The following is a 17,977-nucleotide window of genomic DNA, read 5'->3' on the forward strand; positions in this document are numbered from 1 at the left end:
AAAAAGATTTTAATGAGTGATGCATTGATAGTTGCTGTATAAATTTTAAATATCGTCTTGTTCAGAAGACTGCTGTTGTGCTAGTTGTTTAACTTCCTCTACTTATATCTTGCATCTGGAAATATGAATGTTAATATCTTGACTAAGTAAGAAAGAACGCATTCGTTCAAGATTCAGTAAAATTGAAAACACAAGAAATCCTGGCAAGCAAGCTTGAATAGCAATTTGTGCAGCTTGTCCCCAATCAGGTAGATCTGTAGTGGCAAGCGATAAATAAGCCCAATGCGCCAAAATATAAGCAATTAGCGAAAGTACTAACCAGCGATAAACGCCCAAAAGTTTTCCTTGACCGAAGCGGTTTAACCCAAAACGATGCTTTGCAATTTTAAACCAACCCTCAATTTGCCAGCGACGCTTACCCCACCAGTTAATAGTACTCGCCTTGAGAGGTCTAGTAGATAGAATAAACCTTTTCTCCAACTTGCCATCATCACGTTTGAGATAATACCAAGACACTGTAACAGGAAACTTTAAACCCACGAATCGTACTTGCTGTCCGCGTTTATGTAAATGTCGTAAAATACGCCCATCGAGTAATTTACGGTCAATCCGTACTCCAACAACGGCGTGATATTTAAGCTTACGTAACCCGTGGAGAAACTCAATACTTCCGAAGGCAGTATCTGCTAAAATCATCACCTTAAAATGTTTGGTTAAAGCTTTGGGTAATGACTTGATTAGCTTTAATCCTAACTGTGCGGGTGAAGTAGTTCCCTTGCCTCTCCAAACACGAAAATTCCAAGGTACTCGCCACTGACCAACGACCAAATACACCACAACCAAATGCAACCCTCGTTTTCCGTTATAGACACTGATTAAATTCTTAAAAGACTTGAATTTCCCAAATTTTTCCACAGTTGTGAGGTCGATCATCACCTGTAAAAACGGTTTGCGCCCCTTTGGGCACTCGGACAATATCTCCTGCATGATGCGCGCACGAATTGTGCGAATTACACTCTTGGTTGACCAGTCGTAAATATTGAGAAATCGACTTAAGGCACTGGCAGACTTACTTCTACTATGTTCAGGTAAGGGATATCCTTGCGCCTCCAAAAATAACCCCAACATCGCTTCTAGGTTTTGTTGTTGGTATGTAGACGGCATCAACGACACTAAGGTGTAAACTAACCCTTGGGCGTGGGCAAGAATTGATTTCATTGTTCTTGCTTTTCCATAATGCTATTCACGCCCTTTTTTCTCATATTTCGGATCTGATGTGCAAATCCAGGCAGTCTTCCAAGTTGGCGATCACCTGCACCCTTACTTGTTTGCGTAATTTCCTAAATAATACAGTTATATTAATTTCTCAGTATCACGTAAGCTCATTTTCGCTTCTGGTGTCACTTTCTTACACCCTCTATTCGTGTATTAGTGGTTTATCCAGAGAGATGCAAGATATAAGTCTACACTCAAACCTCATCCCTCTGCGATTTGTTCCACACTTAGCCCTATTGCTGCTGAAAATCGGCGTATTGCTTTTAAATTAGCTTTGCGTTTACCTTCTTGTTTACCTTCTTGAAATGCTTCTTGATATACTCTGGTTTGCTTTAACTCACTCAATCCAAATATAAATTCTATTTCCTCCCTACTCATCATTGGAAACTTATAAACTAAAATAGTCTCTATTAATTCTAATAATTGCCGCTGTTGTAACTGAGAGTTTACCTCTTCTTTGGTTCTATCTATTAACAGCGTTCTTTTGAAATTCTAAGATTCTACATAATATTCTAATTTTGTTGGAAAATACTAATAAAAGCCCGTACAGACGGGCTACTGAATATACTTTATTGTTTAGCTTGTTAGGGATTATCTTTCGAAAATTGGGGCGTTGGTGTTGCGTCTGTGAAATAAAATTGACCCTACATTACAAAGCAAACAGGTAATAGCTAGCCACAATAAAACATAGGTGGGAATCATGACTACGCCGATCATAAACCAAGTGTAAACGTGCAATATCATCACAACAGCAAATGTACAGGCTACTATTGCTGATTGCCAAACTTGAGATGAGGGGCGACGGAGTGCAGCTAAAACCATCGTCAACAGCGTTGCAAGTAAATTTGCTGGCACGAGAAATGCACAAATGCTAACGCAGTTGGTGCGGGATAACTCAACTAAGCTGTTGAAATCGAGCATTAATCTTTCAGGTAATGTCAATTTAGTATAGAACAACTAACCAGGCAATTAAATAACGAAATATAAATATGAGCAGTACTTAATTTAATATTATGAAAAATTTACATATTAGTTAATGGTTAGTGGTTAGTAGGTACAGACGCGAGGAACATCGCGTCTGTACATTAGTGGTTAGTTGTTAGTGGTTAATGGCTTACTACTCCCCATCTCCCCTATCCCCCATTCCCGCTTAGCTTCCCGTACCTAATCTCTGCATTAATTTGGCAACAGAGTGAATTAATTTATTTGGTTCAACTGGCTTGGAGACATACATCTGAAAACCTGCATCAAGGGCTTGCTGACAATCTTGTGGTCTAGCGTAAGCCGTTAATGCGATCGCAGGTAAATCTCTTCCTTGTTCTGGCTCGAAGTTTCGTATTTTACGTATTAGCGTGTATCCATCTTCTTCTGGCATACTGATATCACTAATCAGCACATCCGGTAGGGATTTTGCAATCATTAAAAGTGCCGATTGTACTGAATCAACTGCTGTTACCTCTGCTCCCGATTCTTGCAGCACGGTGGTTACATATTCTCGTGTATCAGTATCGTCATCCACTACTAATACCTGCAAACCACTTAAGGATGATTCTGTAATAGAAGTGGGGGAAGTAGTTTTCGTTATTTGTTCTGTTTGTTTTAATTTCCATCTTTGAGGAATAGGCGCTTTCGGGAAATTTCCCTCTGCTTTGGTAGCAACAGCACATTCCTGGTTTATAGATTCCTGATCTTTGGATTGTTGCTGTGTTGACAACATTGGCAACTTTACAGTAAAGGTTGCTCCCTGTCCCACTCCTGGACTATCAGCATGAACGCTACCGCCATGCATTTCCACTAAATAACGTACGATCGCGAGTCCCAATCCTAAACCGCCGTGGTTTCTTGTTATACTGCCATCTGCTTGACGGAAGCGATCAAAAACGTGGGGGAGAAATTCTGGACTAATGCCAACACCTGTGTCAGTGATGGTGATTTGGGCATAAACAGGGGAGGGGGGAGTGTAAGGAGTATCATATTTCCCTTGTCCTCCTTGTCCCCCTTGTCTTCCTTGTCCACCTTGCGCCATTTCCAATGATCCATTTTCCTTGACGACTTCTAGGCGTACTTCTACTCTGCCGTCAGAGGAGGTAAATTTCATGGCATTGTTAAGCAAGTTCCATAGAACTTGTTGTAGACGATTAGGATCGCCAGAGACGATCACAGAAGACGCGGTTTCGGAAGACGCAGTGACTGGAAGATGTGAGGACGCGGAGAGTATTTCATCTGTATTCCTCGTGTCTTTGTGTCCCCACCTCAGCCCGTCCTCTTCATTTTCCATGTCTTCGTGTCGTTGCGTCGCCGTGTTTTCTGTTTCATTGAGTTCAACTACATATTCAAGTTGAATTTTTTTTGCTTCTGCTTCTAGACGTATGCTATTTACAACTGTTGCAGTTAAGTTAACTAAGTTAACTGGACAAATATTAAGAGTAAGCTTGCCTCGCATAATGCGCGAGACATCTAAGATATCTTCTATAAGCTGAGCTTGCAAACCAGCATTGCGTTCAATTGTTTCTATAGCACGAGTGATGGCTTCTTCATTCAATTTTCGCTGACGCAGCAGTCTTGCCCAACCCAGTATAGATGTTAAAGGTGTGCGGAGTTCATGAGAGAGGGTGGCTAAAAATTCATCTTTGAGGCGATTTGCTGTTTCTGCTTCTTGGCGTGCTGTTTGTTCGCGAATAAGCTTGATATGTTCTTCTTCAGCTTTTTTACGTTCTGTGATGTCTTCTGATGTACCTGTAAAACCAATGACATTACCTTCTTCTGAAAGCATGGGTGATGAAGACATATAAACCCAGCGCTCAATTCCTGCTGGAGTCATGATGCGAAATTCACCTTTGTATCCCCTACCTTCAGCAGCAGCAGTATACCAATTTGTTACTACTGATTGTTGTTCTTCATGATGAATTGTTGTGATCCAGCCTTGGTCTAAACTTTGCTCTGGGGTTAAACCAAAAATAGCGTGGTAGCGGGGGTTAGCATAAGTACATTTACCACTAGGATCAGTTAAAAAAATTCCTACGGGTGAACAAGCACTCAAAGAACGAAACATTTCTTCGCGTTTTTTAAGTTCAGCATTCATTGCTGCTAACTGTGCGGCTTGTCGCTTCACTTCGGCACTTTTTTGGAATAAATCAATAAATGCTGCTACTTTGGACTTCAATATTTCTGGTTCTATAGGTTTAAAGAGATAGTCTACTGCACCTAGAGAATATCCTCTAAAGACCATGTTGTCACTGGTGTTGAATGCCGTTACAAAAATTATTGGTGTATGCCGTGATCGCTCTCGTTGTCTAATCAAGGCTGCTGTCTCGAACCCGTCCATATCTGGCATTTGCACATCCAGCAAGATCACGGCAAAATCCTGATTCAATAGATTTCGCAGGGCTTCTGCGCCCGATGTAGCCCTTACCAAGTTTTGACCAAGGCTGTCTAAAATTGCCTCTAGGGCTAGCAAATTTTCTGGATGGTCATCTACCAACAGAACATTAACTTTAGGCTCAAATGACATTTCAAATATACACTTTTAGAAATAGAACAAGCCGTTTTACGTCTTCCTATTGACTGTGACGCTAAAGCTAGCTGAATTCCCACTATCTTAAGTTATAACTTTATCTGGCTTGAAAATAGGTCTTGGGGATGGTAACAATGAGTTTTATATACTTATTTGTACACTATTTATAGCTTCTCTAAAATAGGTGACATCAATTACAAATTTTTACTAAGAAAGCGGGAATATCTACTAAGGGTAAAACTTGATCTGCAACTCCCAATGCGATCGCAGCTGCGGGCATAATTGAACAAAAGGCACTGTCGGGTTCTTCAACTATAGTCATTCCTCCCCGTGCTTTGATTTTTGCCAGTCCTTGCACACCATCTTGATTTGCTCCTGTTAACAGGATACCGATAACTTTTTGATTATAAGCATCTGCTGCAGTTTCAAATAGCACATCAATGGATGGACGTGCGTAAGTGACAGGAGCATCTGTAGATAGAGAAAAATAAGATTGAGACACTGTTTTATCTTTACTTTCTATTAACAAGTGATAATCTGCGGGAGCTAAATATACCCACCCAGGCAAAATTTCTTCTTTGTCTTCTGCCTCCTTGACCACTAAGTTAGTGTAGCTTTGTAATAAGTCTCTTAGTGTATCATCAGAAGCTTTGTGACGGTGTTGGACAACGGCTATTGGTATAGGAAAAGTTTTTGGCAAGCCCAATAATATGACTTGTAATGCTTCTAACCCGCCTAAAGATGTACCAATTACAATAATTTGGTATTTCATATTTTTTTATGTGTTAGTGGTTGGTGGTTGGTGGTTGATTCTCCAAGCAACAATCAACAAGCAACAAACAACAAAATTTAACTTACTCTCCGATAAATTTTTTCACTACTAACTAATTGTTCATAATCTTGTTCATGGGGCGTAAATCTGATCGATTCTTGACGTCCTAATCCTAAAATTCCAAATCTAATTAGACTTTCATAAAAAAGTTTATGAACTCGATGTTGAAGAAATTTATTAAAATAAATTAAGACATTACGGCAAAAAATTACATGAAATTCATTAAAAGAATTATCAATAGCTAAATTATGTAATGAAAAAATTATATTTTCTTTAAGTTCTGATGAAAAGATAGCATTTCCGTAGGCTGCTGTATAATACTCAGAAAAAGATTTCTTGCCACCTGCTTGTATATAGTTCTGAGTATATTCTTGCATCATCGCTAATGGGAAAATTCCTGATTTAGCTTTACGCAAAACTGTTTCATTAATGTCAGTGGCATATAAACGCGAGCGGTGATAAAGTCCTTCTTCTTTGAGCAAAATCGCCATCGAATATACTTCTTCACCTGTAGAACAGCCAGCGTGCCAAATACGGATAAAAGGATAAGTTCTTAAGATGGGAATTACTTTTTTTCTAAAAGTTAAAAAAAAGCTCGGGTCTCGGAACATTGCCGTGACATTAATCGATAAATTTAATAATAATCTCTCTAAGCATTCTGGTTCATGAAGAACTTTCTCTTGCAGTCCAGAGACAGTAGTTAAACCTTCCGTTTTAACAGTATTCCAAATCCGGCGTTTGAGGGAAGCTAAAGCATAGTTTCTAAAATCAAACCCGTAATAACGATATATACCTTCTAATAACAATTGAATTTCTACATCTTCCAGTTCTTCTCTCTCCATGTTTTTTAATTAATCAGATGAAATAAATATATTTTTGTTAGTAGTTAGTTGGTAGTTTCTCATTGACAATTGACAATTGAAAATTGACCATCTTATTTATAATGTGAAAGTATTAAATTCCGCATCTACCCACAACTTAAAAATAATAACTCATACTCTATCTGAGGAACGAATACTATCGGTACAGCCAAACACGCAATAGTGAAAGCAATTGTTCAGTGTCGACAGGCTTGGTAATATAGTCAGATGCACCAGCCTCAATACACTTTTCGCGATCACCTTGCATAGCTTTGGCAGTTAGGGCAATAATTGGCAAAGATTTAAATCTGGGAATGCTGCGGATACGACGGGTGGTTTCGTAGCCATCCATTTCTGGCATCATTACATCCATCAAGATAGCATTAATATCAGCATTATTTTCTAAAACAGCAATCCCATCCCTACCATTTTCAGCATATAAGACTTGCATTTGATAACGTTCCAGCATACTAGTCAGAGCAAAGATATTGCGAACATCGTCATCGATAATCAATATTTTTTTGCCTGCTAGTAGGGTATCAGAAGTTTGTAATTGTTCGAGAATTTGACGTTTTGGTGCGGGTAGATTGGCTTGGACACGGTGTAAGAATAAAGCAGTTTCATCTAAAAGACGTTCAGGCGATCGCACATCTTTAACTATAATTGTTTCGGCAATGCGTCGCAGTTGTGTATCTTCGCTTCTGGTCAATTCCCTGGCAGTATAGATAATAATGGGTAGTGTTTCACCGGTTGGTAGTTTTTTGATTTGTTCGATCAATTCAAAACCACTCATATCTGGTAGTCCTAAATCTAGAACTACACAATCAAATTGTCCATTGGCGATCGCAGATAATGCCTGAGTACCAGTACTGACAGCAGTGGTAGCAACGTCGCCGTTACCAATTAATGTCACAATACTTTGACGTTGATTTTCGTCATCTTCTACGATCAACAGATTTTTAACTCGCCTGTCTACAAAACCTTTGATTTTAGTGAGTGCTTGGTGTAGTGTCTCGCTACTGATGGGTTTTTGCAAATAAGCGATCGCACCTTGTTGTAAACTGCGCTGTTTCCCTTCCTCTACTGTCATCACATGTACAGGAATGTGGCGGGTGTTGGCGTCATGTTTGAGGCGATCTAGCACCGTCCAGCCATCCATCCCTGGCAGACGAATATCCAAAATGATTGCAGAAGGCTGATATTCTTGGGCTAAGGCTAAACCTGTGTTGCCACCGTGGGCAACAATGCCCTTAAATTCATTTTGTCGCGCCATGTCCAAGAGAATTCGGGCAAACTTAGTGTCATCTTCCACAATTAACAGTGTGCGATCGCCCGGTTGGATGTTGTCTCTGTCGTCGATGACGACAGAGGAGGGACTCGCAGGAGTGAGGGGAGTAGGGGGAGTGTGATGGGGTGGTGGGGTGGTGGGGTGGTGGACAGAAGACTTCACCCCATCTCCCAATCTCCCCATCTCCCCAGCACCAGAAAGCGGTTGGGGTAAATATAAGGTAAAGGTACTACCTTCACCCAGATGACTAACTAGTTTAATTTCCCCACCAAACAAACGGGTAATTTCTCGACTAATTGACAAACCTAATCCTGTACCACCAAATTTACGGCTGGTAGTACCATCTGCTTGTTGAAATGCTTCAAAAATGATTTTTTGTTTTTCAGGGGCGATACCAATACCTGTATCTTTGACTGCAAAACCAATAACTGTTGCAGCTTGATTTAATGTTTCGTGATCAAAACTCCAGCCTTGTTTGGCTACAAATATTTTTAAGGTAACTTCACCTTTTTCTGTGAATTTAAAAGCGTTAGCTAGTAGGTTTTTGAGGATTTGTTGCAGCCGCTTGGCATCAGTGTAGATTGTCGGTGGTAGTTCTGGGTCTAATTCAATTGTGAAATTCAGTCCTTTGTCAATTGCGACTTGTCTAAAAGTTCGTTCTAATGGCTCATATAAATCAGCAATTTTTAACTGAACCATATCAATAGACATGGTTCCCGATTCAATTTTGGCTAAGTCGAGAATATCGTTGATGAGTGACAATAAATCATTGCCTGAGGAGTAGATTGTTTGACTATATTCGATTTGCTTCTGGTTGAGATTGCCTTCAACATTGTCTGCGAGAATTTTTGCTAGTATTAACAAACTGTTGAGTGGTGTCCGCAATTCGTGGGACATATTGGCGAGAAACTCAGATTTGTATTTAGAAGATAGTGCTAGTTGTGCGGCTTTTTCTTCTAATGATAATCTGGCTTGTTCGATTTCTTGATTTTTGCGCTCTACTTCTGTATTTTTGTTGGATAATAATTCTGCTTTTTCTTCAAGTTCAGCGTTAAGTTGTTGCAATTCTTCGTTTGACTCTTCTAATTCTTGTTGTTGCTGTTTCAAGAGTTCTTCTGAGGTTTGTAGTTCTTTCGCCTGTTCTTCTAAACGCTGATTTTTTTGTGTAAGTTCTTGTTGCTGTATTTGTAGTTGTTGGGTTAATTGCTGGGATTCTTCTAGTAGTGCTTGAGTGCGAATATCAGCAGCGATCGCATTCAAGACTACACCAATAGTTTCGCTAACTTGCTCTAAAAAAGTGAGATGAATTTCACTAAATCTATGAAAAGATGCTAATTCAATTACTGCTATTACCTGGTCTTCAAATAGTACAGGCAAAACAATAATATTAAAGGGCTTAGCTTCTCCCAAACCAGAACTAATACGAATATAATCACTTGGTGCATCTGTAAGTATAATTTTTTGTTTTTCTAAGGCGCATTGTCCTACTAACCCTTCACCCAAGCGGTATTTATTTGATAAATTTTTGCGTTCTTGGTATGCATAACTACCCAGTAGTTTGAGGATAGGTTGCTCATTTTCAAAGTCCATCAAGTAGAAAACACCCTGTTGTGCATCTACCAGTGGTGCAAGTTCTGAGAGAATCATTCTGGCAACCTTTTCCAGGCTTCTCTGACCTTGCAACATCTGGCTAAACCTGGCAAGATTGGACTTGAGCCAGTTTTGTTCATTATTTTTGAGAGTTGTTTCGCGGAGATTAGCGATCATCTGATTAAATGCTTGTGCCAATATCCCGATTTCGTCCCTGCGGTTGTCAACTGGCACATTTACAGACAAATCTCCCTCTGCTAATTTTTCTGTAGCTTTTGAAATTTCTGCAAGTGGTTTAGAAATATTTCTGGTGAGATAAATACCAATTAAAGTTAACAATAAAAAAGCCAGAGGAATGCCATAAATAATAGTGTCAGTTGCTTCTTGAGCAGCAATTTTAGTCTTGTTTGTGCGCTGTTGTAGAAGTCGAATTTCTTCGGCTTCCATATCTGTGATTATACTACGAATTTTGTCTGTTAAATTCTTACCTTGATCCGTTAATATCAGTTGTCTTGCAGCTTCAAAGCCTTGATTGTTTCGCAAATTAATACTTTTTTGAGCTACAGCTAGTCTTTGATTAATTAATGGCTCTATATTATCTAATCTAATTTGTTGTTGAGGGTTATCTGCTGTTAATTTCCGTAAATCTTTGAGATTTTGCTGAATATTTGGTAAGGCATTATTATAAGGTTGTAAATAACGCTGTTCTCCGGTAATAATATAACCTCTTTGTGCTGTTTCTATATCTTTGAGTTGAGAAATTAAATCATCTAATTCGTTAATAACTTCGTAAGTGTGGGCTTGCCAACGAGAATTCTCAATTAAGTTGTTAGTAGTGCGGTATGATATTATTCCCAGTGCAGCAATTATGGATAAACCCAAAGCAAATCCTGCACCTATCTTTGTACCAATTTTGAAATAGTTATTTACCATTTGTTATTTATTGGAGCAATCAATTTATCTGTGAACAGCGAGATAAAAAGGTATCCCTTATACTAACCGTTGAGGTCGGTAATTGAAAATTGGTAATAGGTAATTGGAGTATTACCTAATAATTGCGATGGTCAAAGACCACTCCTTTGAGGCATCGCAGTGAGAATATAAAGTAATTAGCCGAACTTGATATTAGTCAGTTTAACTGAATTTAACAATTTGCCTTGGAATGAATTCCAAGGCAAGTGCAGAGTAAGGTGCTGATAACTGATAACTGATAACTGTTTACTGATATAACCAGACACGCAATAGTGAAAGCAACTGTTCAATATCAACAGGTTTGGTAATGTAATCAGATGCACCAGCCTCAATACACTTTTCGCGATCGCCTTGCATAGCTTTGGCAGTCAAGGCAATAATCGGTAGAGATTTAAAATCAGGGTTAGCGCGGATGCGGCGGGTGGTTTCGTAACCATCCATTTCTGGCATCATTACATCCATCAACACAACATTAATGTCGGGATTGTTTTGCAAAACTTCTATGCCATCACTACCGTTTTCTGCATAGAAAATCTGCATTTGATAACGTTCCAACATACTAGTCAAAGCAAAGATATTGCGGACATCGTCATCGATAATCAAAACTTTTTTACCTGCCAGTTGGAAGTCAGAATTTTGTAATTGTTCAAGAATTAGACGTTTAGGTGCAGGTAAATCGGCTTGGACACGATGCAAGAATAAAGCAGTTTCATCTAAAAGACGTTCAGGCGATCGCACATCTTTAATAATAATTGTCTCTGCAATGCGCCGCAGCTGCACATCTTCTGCCCTCGTCAATTCTCTGGCTGTGTAGACGATGATCGGTAAGGCTTCACCATTGGGAGATTGCTTGATTTGTTCAATCAATTCAAAGCCATTCATATCTGGTAGTCCTAAATCAAGGACTACGCAATCAAATTGGCCATCTTGTATGGCTTGTAATGCTTCAGCGCCAGTACTAACAGCTGTAGTAGCAACATCACTATTACCAATTAACTCCACAATACTTAGCCGTTGATTTTCATCATCTTCGACAACTAGTAAATTTTTGACACGTCGTTCAACAAAACCTTTGATTTTAGTGAGTGCTTGGTGTAGTGTCTCGCTACTGATGGGTTTTTGCAAATAAGCGATCGCACCTTGTTGTAAACTGCGCTGTTTCCCTTCCTCTACTGTCATCACATGTACAGGAATGTGGCGGGTGTTGGCGTCATGTTTGAGGCGATCTAGCACCGTCCAGCCATCCATCCCTGGCAGACGAATATCCAAAATGATTGCAGAAGGCTGATATTCTTGGGCTAAGGCTAAACCTGTGTTGCCACCGTGGGCAACAATGCCCTTAAATTCATTTTGTCGCGCCATGTCCAAGAGAATTCGGGCAAACTTAGTGTCATCTTCCACAATTAACAGTGTGCGATCGCCCGGTTGGATGTTGTCTCTGTCGTCGATGACGACAGAGGAGGGACTCGCAGGAGTGAGGGGAGTAGGGGGAGTGTGATGGGGTGGTGGGGTGGTGGGGTGGTGGACAGAAGACTTCACCCCATCTCCCAATCTCCCCATCTCCCCAGCACCAGAAAGCGGTTGGGGTAAATATAAGGTAAAGGTACTACCTTCACCCAGATGACTAACTAGTTTAATTTCCCCACCAAACAAACGGGTAATTTCTCGACTAATTGACAAACCTAATCCTGTACCACCAAATTTACGGCTGGTAGTACCATCTGCTTGTTGAAATGCTTCAAAAATGATTTTTTGTTTTTCAGGGGCGATACCAATACCTGTATCTTTGACTGCAAAACCAATAACTGTTGCAGCTTGATTTAATGTTTCGTGATCAAAACTCCAGCCTTGTTTGGCTACAAATATTTTTAAGATAACTTCACCTTTTTCTGTGAATTTAAAAGCGTTAGCTAGTAGGTTTTTGAGGATTTGTTGCAGCCGCTTGGCATCAGTATAGATTGTCGGTGGTAGTTCTGGGTCTAATTCAATTGTGAAATTTAGTCTTTTGTCTATTGCTACTTGCCTAAATGTGCGTTCCACCTGTTCGCGCAGATCAGTTAATCGTATCTGATCCATATCAATAGACATGGTTCCCGATTCAATTTTGGCTAAGTCGAGAATGTCATTAATTAAGGACAACAAATCATTGCCGGCGGAGTAAATTGTGCGGCTGTATTCGATTTGCTTGTCGCTGAGGTTGCCTTCAATATTATCTGCTAACAACTTAGCTAAAATCAGCAAGCTGTTGAGTGGTGTCCGCAATTCGTGGGACATATTGGCAAGAAACTCAGATTTATATTTAGAAGATAGTGCTAGTTGTTCAGCTTTATCTTCCAATGACACTCTGGCTTGTTCGATTTCATGATTTTTGCGTTCTACTTCTTTGTTTTGTACAGCTAAGAGTTCTGCTTTCTCTTCGAGTTCGGCGTTGGTTTTTTGTAACTCTTCTTGCTGTTTCTTGAGTAAATCTTCGGATGCTTTCAGGGTTCGGGCTTGTTGTTCGAGGCGTTTGTTGGTTTCTCGCAGTTCATTTTGCTGACTTTGCAATTCCTCAGCTAAAGACTGGGACTGCTTGAGTAACTCTTCTGTACGCATACTCGCAGCGATGGTGTTCAAGACGATCGCAATGCTTTCTGTGAGTTGGTCGAAAAATGTCAGATGAATTTCGCTAAAGCGCCGGAAGGAAGCAAGTTCTATGACCGCCGTCACTTGTCCTTCAAATAGTACAGGTAGCACTACATCATTAACTGGGGTTGCTTCACCTAAACCAGAACTAATTTTGATATAGTCGTGCGGCACTTCTGTTAGCAGAATGCGTTCTTTTTCCAAAGCACACTGTCCAACTAAGCCTTCACCCAATTGAAAGCGATTCGCTAGATGTTTACGTTCACGGTAAGCATAGCTACTCAGTAATTTTAAATACTGATGATCACCCGTATTTTCCATGATATAGAAGACGCCGTGGGCTGCTCCAACTAAGGGCGCTAACTCTCTGAGTATCAGTTTGGATACAGTTTCCAGGTCGCGCTGCCCTTGTAACATGCGGGTAAACTTGGCCAGGTTGGTCTTCAACCAGTCTTGTTCGGTGTTTTTCTGAGTAGTCTCGCGCAGGTTGGCGATCATCTGGTTGATATTGTCTTTAAGGATGGCAACCTCACCTAAAGCTTCCACAGAAATTGACCGGGTTAAGTCACCCTTAGTCACCGCAGTTGCAACTTCTGCGATCGCCCGTAGCTGGGTAGTCAGTGTGGCAGCCAGTTCATTGACGTTGTCGGTCAAATCTTTCCACGTACCAGCCGCCCCGGGGACTTTCGCTTGTCCGCCTAATTTACCTTCAATACCCACTTCCCGTGCCACGGTCGTCACTTGGTTGGCAAAGGTCGCGAGGGTATCAATCATCTCATTAATGGTTTCTGCCAAAGCCTCAATTTCACCTTTGGCATCTAGCATTAATTTTCGCTTCAAGTCACCATTAGCAACCGCCGTCACCACTTTAGCAATCCCCCGTACCTGTGCCGTTAAGTTACTCGCCATTGAGTTGACATTGTCGGTTAAATCTTTCCAAGTACCTGCTACGCCTTGCACCTGGGCTTGACCGCCGAGTTTGCCTTCGGTTCCTACCTCCCTCGCAACCCGCGTCACCTCCGATGCAAAGGAACTCAGCTGATCCACCATGACATTTATGGTGTTTTTCAACTCGAAAATTTCGCCCCTGACATCAACAGTAATTTTCTTGGAGAGGTCGCCATTTGCCACCGCCTTTGTCACCTCGGCAATATTCCGCACCTGGGCTGTCAGGTTGCCTGCCATTGAGTTAACGTTATCGGTCAAATCTTTCCAAGTGCCAGCAACACCTTTAACATAGGCTTGGACGCCGAGTTTCCCTTCAGTTCCCACTTCCCGGGCAACCCGTGTCACTTCACTGGCAAAGGAATTAAGTTGATCCACCATTGTGTTAATGGTGTTCTTTAACTCCAAAATTTCACCTTTAACATCGACAGTAATTTTCTTGGAGAGATCACCATTAGCTACCGCCGTCGTCACCTCGGCAATATTTCGTACCTGGGAAGTCAAGGAACCCGCCATTGAGTTCACACTATCTGTTAAATCTTTCCAAGTACCCGCTACACCCCGCACTTCTGCTTGCACACCGAGTTTGCCTTCGGTTCCTACCTCCCGCGCCACTCGTGTCACTTCACTGGCAAAGGAATTGAGTTGATCCACCATTGTGTTGATGGTGTCCTTCAACTCTAAAATTTCGCCTTTGACATCGACGGTAATTTTCTTGGAAAGATCACCGTTGGCTACAGCTGTTGTGACTGCGGCAATGTTGCGGACTTGTGCTGTCAAAGAACCCGCCATGAAGTTAACGCTATCTGTTAAATCTTTCCACGTACCCGCCACACCTTTGACGTCTGCTTGGACACCGAGTTTTCCTTCCGAACCTACTTCCCTGGCAACTCGTGTCACCTCACTGGCAAAAGAATTGAGTTGATCCACCATAATATTGATGGTGTTCTTCAACTCGAAAATTTCCCCTTTCACCTGCACAGTAATTTTCTTGGAGAGATCACCGTTAGCGATCGCTGTGGCCACCTCTGCAATATTCCGCACCTGATCAGTGAGATTACCTGCCATCATATTCACTGCCCCGGTGAGGTCTTTCCAAGTGCCGGCAACACCTTTTACTTCTGCCTGTACGCCGAGTTTGCCTTCGGTTCCCACTTCTCGGGCAACCCGTGTCACCTCAGATGCGAAGGAACTCAGCTGATCTACCATTGTGTTGATGGTGTTTTTCAACTCCAGAATTTCGCCTCTCACATCGACGGTAATTTTCTTGGAAAGATCACCATTTGCCACAGCTGTTGTCACTTCGGCAATGTTCCGCACCTGTGCTGTCAAAGAACCCGCCATAAAGTTGACGCTATCTGTTAAATCTTTCCAAGTACCTGCAACGCCTTTGACTTCAGCTTGTACGCCTAACTTACCCTCTGCACCTACCTCTCGGGCAACTCGGGTGACTTCACCGGCAAAAGAGTTAAGCTGATCCACCATTGTGTTGATGGTGTTTTTCAACTCCAGAATTTCGCCTCTCACATCGACGGTAATTTTCTTGGAAAGATCACCATTTGCCACAGCTGTTGTCACTTCGGCAATGTTCCGCACCTGTGCTGTCAAAGAACCCGCCATGAAGTTAACGCTATCTGTTAAATCTTTCCACGTACCCGCCACACCTTTAACATCGGCTTGGACACCGAGTTTTCCTTCCGAACCCACTTCTCTGGCAACCCGAGTGACTTCACTGGCGAAGGAACCAAGTTGATCCACCATAATATTAATAGTGTTCTTCAACTCGAAAATTTCGCCTTTAACATCAACCGTAATTTTCTTGGAAAGATCACCGTTGGCAATGGCTGTAGCTACTTCTGCAATATTACGGACTTGCCCTGTCAAATTACCAGCCATCATGTTGACGCTGTCGGTTAAGTCCTTCCAAGTGCCTGCCACACCCCGCACTTCTGCTTGGACGCCGAGTTTCCCTTCGGTTCCTACTTCCCTCGCCACCCGGGTAACTTCACTTGCAAAGGAGTTGAGTTGATCCACCATTGTGTTGATGGTGTTCTTGAGTTCTAAAATTTCGCCTTTAACATCGACAGTGATTTTCTTAGACAAATCACCATTTGCTACTGCTGTCGTCACTTCGGCGATGTTCCGTACCTGTGCCGTCAAGGAACCCGCCATGAAGTTAACACTATCTGTTAAATCTTTCCACGTACCTGCCACACCCGGCACTTGGGCTTGTCCACCGAGTTTACCTTCTGCACCCACTTCTCTAGCAACTCGTGTCACTTCACTGGCAAAGGAGTTGAGTTGATCCACCATGATGTTGACGGTGTTTTTCAACTCCAATATTTCACCCTTGACATCAACCGTGATTTTCTTGGAGAGGTCGCCGTTGGCTACTGCTGTCGTCACTTCCGCAATATTACGGACTTGGGCAGTTAAATTTCCTGCCATCATATTCACAGATTCTGTCAAGTCTCGCCAAGTCCCTGCCACACCCGGCACTTGGGCTTGTCCACCGAGTTTACCTTCTGCACCCACTTCTCTGGCAACCCGCGTCACTTCACTTGCAAAGGAGTTGAGTTGATCCACCATGATGTTGACAGTGTTTTTCAACTCCAATATTTCACCCTTAACATCAACCGTGATTTTCTTGGAGAGGTCGCCATTGGCTACTGCTGTCGTCACTTCCGCAATATTACGGACTTGTGCAGTTAAATTTCCTGCCATTAAGTTAACGCTATCGGTTAAATCCTTCCAAGTACCTGCCACTCCTGGAACTTGTGCTTGTACACCAAGTTTTCCTTCGGTTCCTACTTCTCTGGCAACCCGCGTCACTTCACTGGCAAACCCATTCAACTGCCCCACCATTGTGTTAACCATTTGGGCAGTTTGGAGAAATTCTCCCTTGAGGGGTCTACCGTCCATTTCTGGGGCGATGGTTTGGGAAAGATCGCCATTTGCCACTGCTCTGATTACCCGCGCTGTTTCAGCTGTAGGCTGGACTAAGTCAGTAATTAATGTATTCACAGAATCAACACAGGCAGACCACCCACCACGCACATTACCCAAAGAAGCGCGTTCGCTAATTTTGCCGTCTTTACCAACAACGTTCCCAATCCGTTGTAATTCTGCTGTTAGCCGTTCATTTTGCTCAATAATATCGTTGAGTGTATCGGCGATTTTTCCTGCCATACCAGTTTGGTCGATAGGCATCCGTGCCGAAAAGTCGCCTTTTTTGACTGCTGACAGCGTTCTGAGCAGTTGTTTTAAGTCTAAATTGTCACTTTCTTTGCTTAACTGTTCAGTGGGCATACTGATGGCTTCAAAATAAAGTATACACTCTTTCTGCTATAGCCTGCTACTAGTTTCAATCACACTCTGCTCATAAAAGGTATATCAACCAATTAGTCATGTCAGGGGAACTTTGCTCTTCGTCAGCTGGCTATGCAGACTTTAGATGTATAGACTATAACGAAATTTCTCAAAATCGCGATCAAGGAATAGATATAAATCTATCCAAGGTATGATTAATTTTTATTAAGTTAAAAAACAAGTTTGAGAGGGTGATTCAAACAAAGCGATCGCTTCTAAATTTAAATTAACCACGACTTGAAGAAGGCAGAAGTACGGAGGCAGAGGAGGCGTGGGTTGCAAAGCTGCGGGCGAACAAAGAACGCCGTGGCAGAAGGGAATTAAAGGGGGATACCTGCGGAAGCCGCTCCGCGTCTTGTGACCCCCAGGAACATTGCAGACCAGGAAATCGAAGATTTACTGGGGGTCTTAAACCCATTTGGTAGAGGGTACAGATGACTCAATCACGAACGAAAACTTTAGATCTTCACATAGCTACCTTCTGCCATCAGCCTGAAGCTTTTCTTGATAAATAATTATGATGTAAATCGAACACCTTAAATAAGGCGATACGCTTGTGGTTAGGATGAATTCAGTGTTCCATGAGTATACCCTACTTTAGGCCGATAAGCGCGTCCACATCTGTGTTCATCAGTGTGTATCGGTGTTCGATATATCAAAGATATAACGGTTTGTGATTAATTCCAGTGAAGAAAAAACGAACACGG

At 41.8% G+C, this 17,977-nt stretch carries 6 protein-coding genes and 2 pseudogenes; all 8 read right to left on the minus strand.

From position 1 onward, the window contains the following. Nucleotides 1-153: 153 nt before the first annotated feature. Nucleotides 154-1,218 (minus strand): annotated as a pseudogene (locus RS893_RS14175) (transposase); the annotation flags it as partial. 258 nt (nucleotides 1,219-1,476) lie between these two features. Next, nucleotides 1,477-1,749: pseudogene (locus RS893_RS14180) on the minus strand (DUF2887 domain-containing protein); the annotation flags it as partial. A 117-nt stretch (nucleotides 1,750-1,866) separates the two neighbouring features. Continuing rightward, nucleotides 1,867-2,196 (minus strand): hypothetical protein, encoded by a 330-nt coding sequence (locus RS893_RS14185; protein ID WP_315791722.1) that lies wholly within the window; start codon nucleotides 2,194-2,196, stop codon nucleotides 1,867-1,869. Between the two features lie 229 nt (nucleotides 2,197-2,425). Then, a complete protein-coding gene (locus tag RS893_RS14190; protein ID WP_315791723.1) occupies nucleotides 2,426-4,786 on the minus strand; it encodes a hybrid sensor histidine kinase/response regulator in 2,361 nt (786 codons plus the stop codon). Nucleotides 4,787-4,979: 193 nt separating this feature from the next. Continuing rightward, nucleotides 4,980-5,561 carry a chemotaxis protein CheB gene (locus RS893_RS14195; RefSeq protein WP_315791724.1) on the minus strand — a complete coding sequence of 194 codons (582 nt, stop codon included), beginning with the start codon at nucleotides 5,559-5,561 and terminating at the stop codon, nucleotides 4,980-4,982. A 77-nt stretch (nucleotides 5,562-5,638) separates the two neighbouring features. Then, nucleotides 5,639-6,463, minus strand: coding sequence for a protein-glutamate O-methyltransferase CheR (locus tag RS893_RS14200; RefSeq protein ID WP_315791725.1), 825 nt, complete (start codon nucleotides 6,461-6,463; stop codon nucleotides 5,639-5,641). Between the two features lie 175 nt (nucleotides 6,464-6,638). Further along, nucleotides 6,639-10,292, minus strand: a complete 3,654-nt coding sequence (locus RS893_RS14205) for a response regulator (protein WP_315791726.1) — start codon at nucleotides 10,290-10,292, stop codon at nucleotides 6,639-6,641. Nucleotides 10,293-10,577: 285 nt separating this feature from the next. Beyond that, nucleotides 10,578-17,210 (minus strand): HAMP domain-containing protein, encoded by a 6,633-nt coding sequence (locus RS893_RS14210; RefSeq protein WP_315791727.1) that lies wholly within the window; start codon nucleotides 17,208-17,210, stop codon nucleotides 10,578-10,580. Nucleotides 17,211-17,977: the final 767 nt, after the last annotated feature.

The organism is Fischerella sp. JS2 (genome assembly GCF_032393985.1).
Lineage (GTDB): Bacteria > Cyanobacteriota > Cyanobacteriia > Cyanobacteriales > Nostocaceae > Fischerella.

Excerpts from the sequence above, each read along its gene's own strand:
- RS893_RS14205 (WP_315791726.1), bottom strand. The coding sequence starts at position 10,292 with ATGGTAAATAACTATTTCAAAATTGGTACAAAGATAGGTGCAGGATTT.
- RS893_RS14195 (WP_315791724.1), bottom strand. The coding sequence starts at position 5,561 with ATGAAATACCAAATTATTGTAATTGGTACATCTTTAGGCGGGTTAGAA.
- RS893_RS14185 (WP_315791722.1), bottom strand. The coding sequence starts at position 2,196 with ATGCTCGATTTCAACAGCTTAGTTGAGTTATCCCGCACCAACTGCGTT.
- RS893_RS14210 (WP_315791727.1), bottom strand. The coding sequence starts at position 17,210 with ATGCCCACTGAACAGTTAAGCAAAGAAAGTGACAATTTAGACTTAAAA.
- RS893_RS14190 (WP_315791723.1), bottom strand. The coding sequence starts at position 4,786 with ATGTCATTTGAGCCTAAAGTTAATGTTCTGTTGGTAGATGACCATCCA.
- RS893_RS14200 (WP_315791725.1), bottom strand. The coding sequence starts at position 6,463 with ATGGAGAGAGAAGAACTGGAAGATGTAGAAATTCAATTGTTATTAGAA.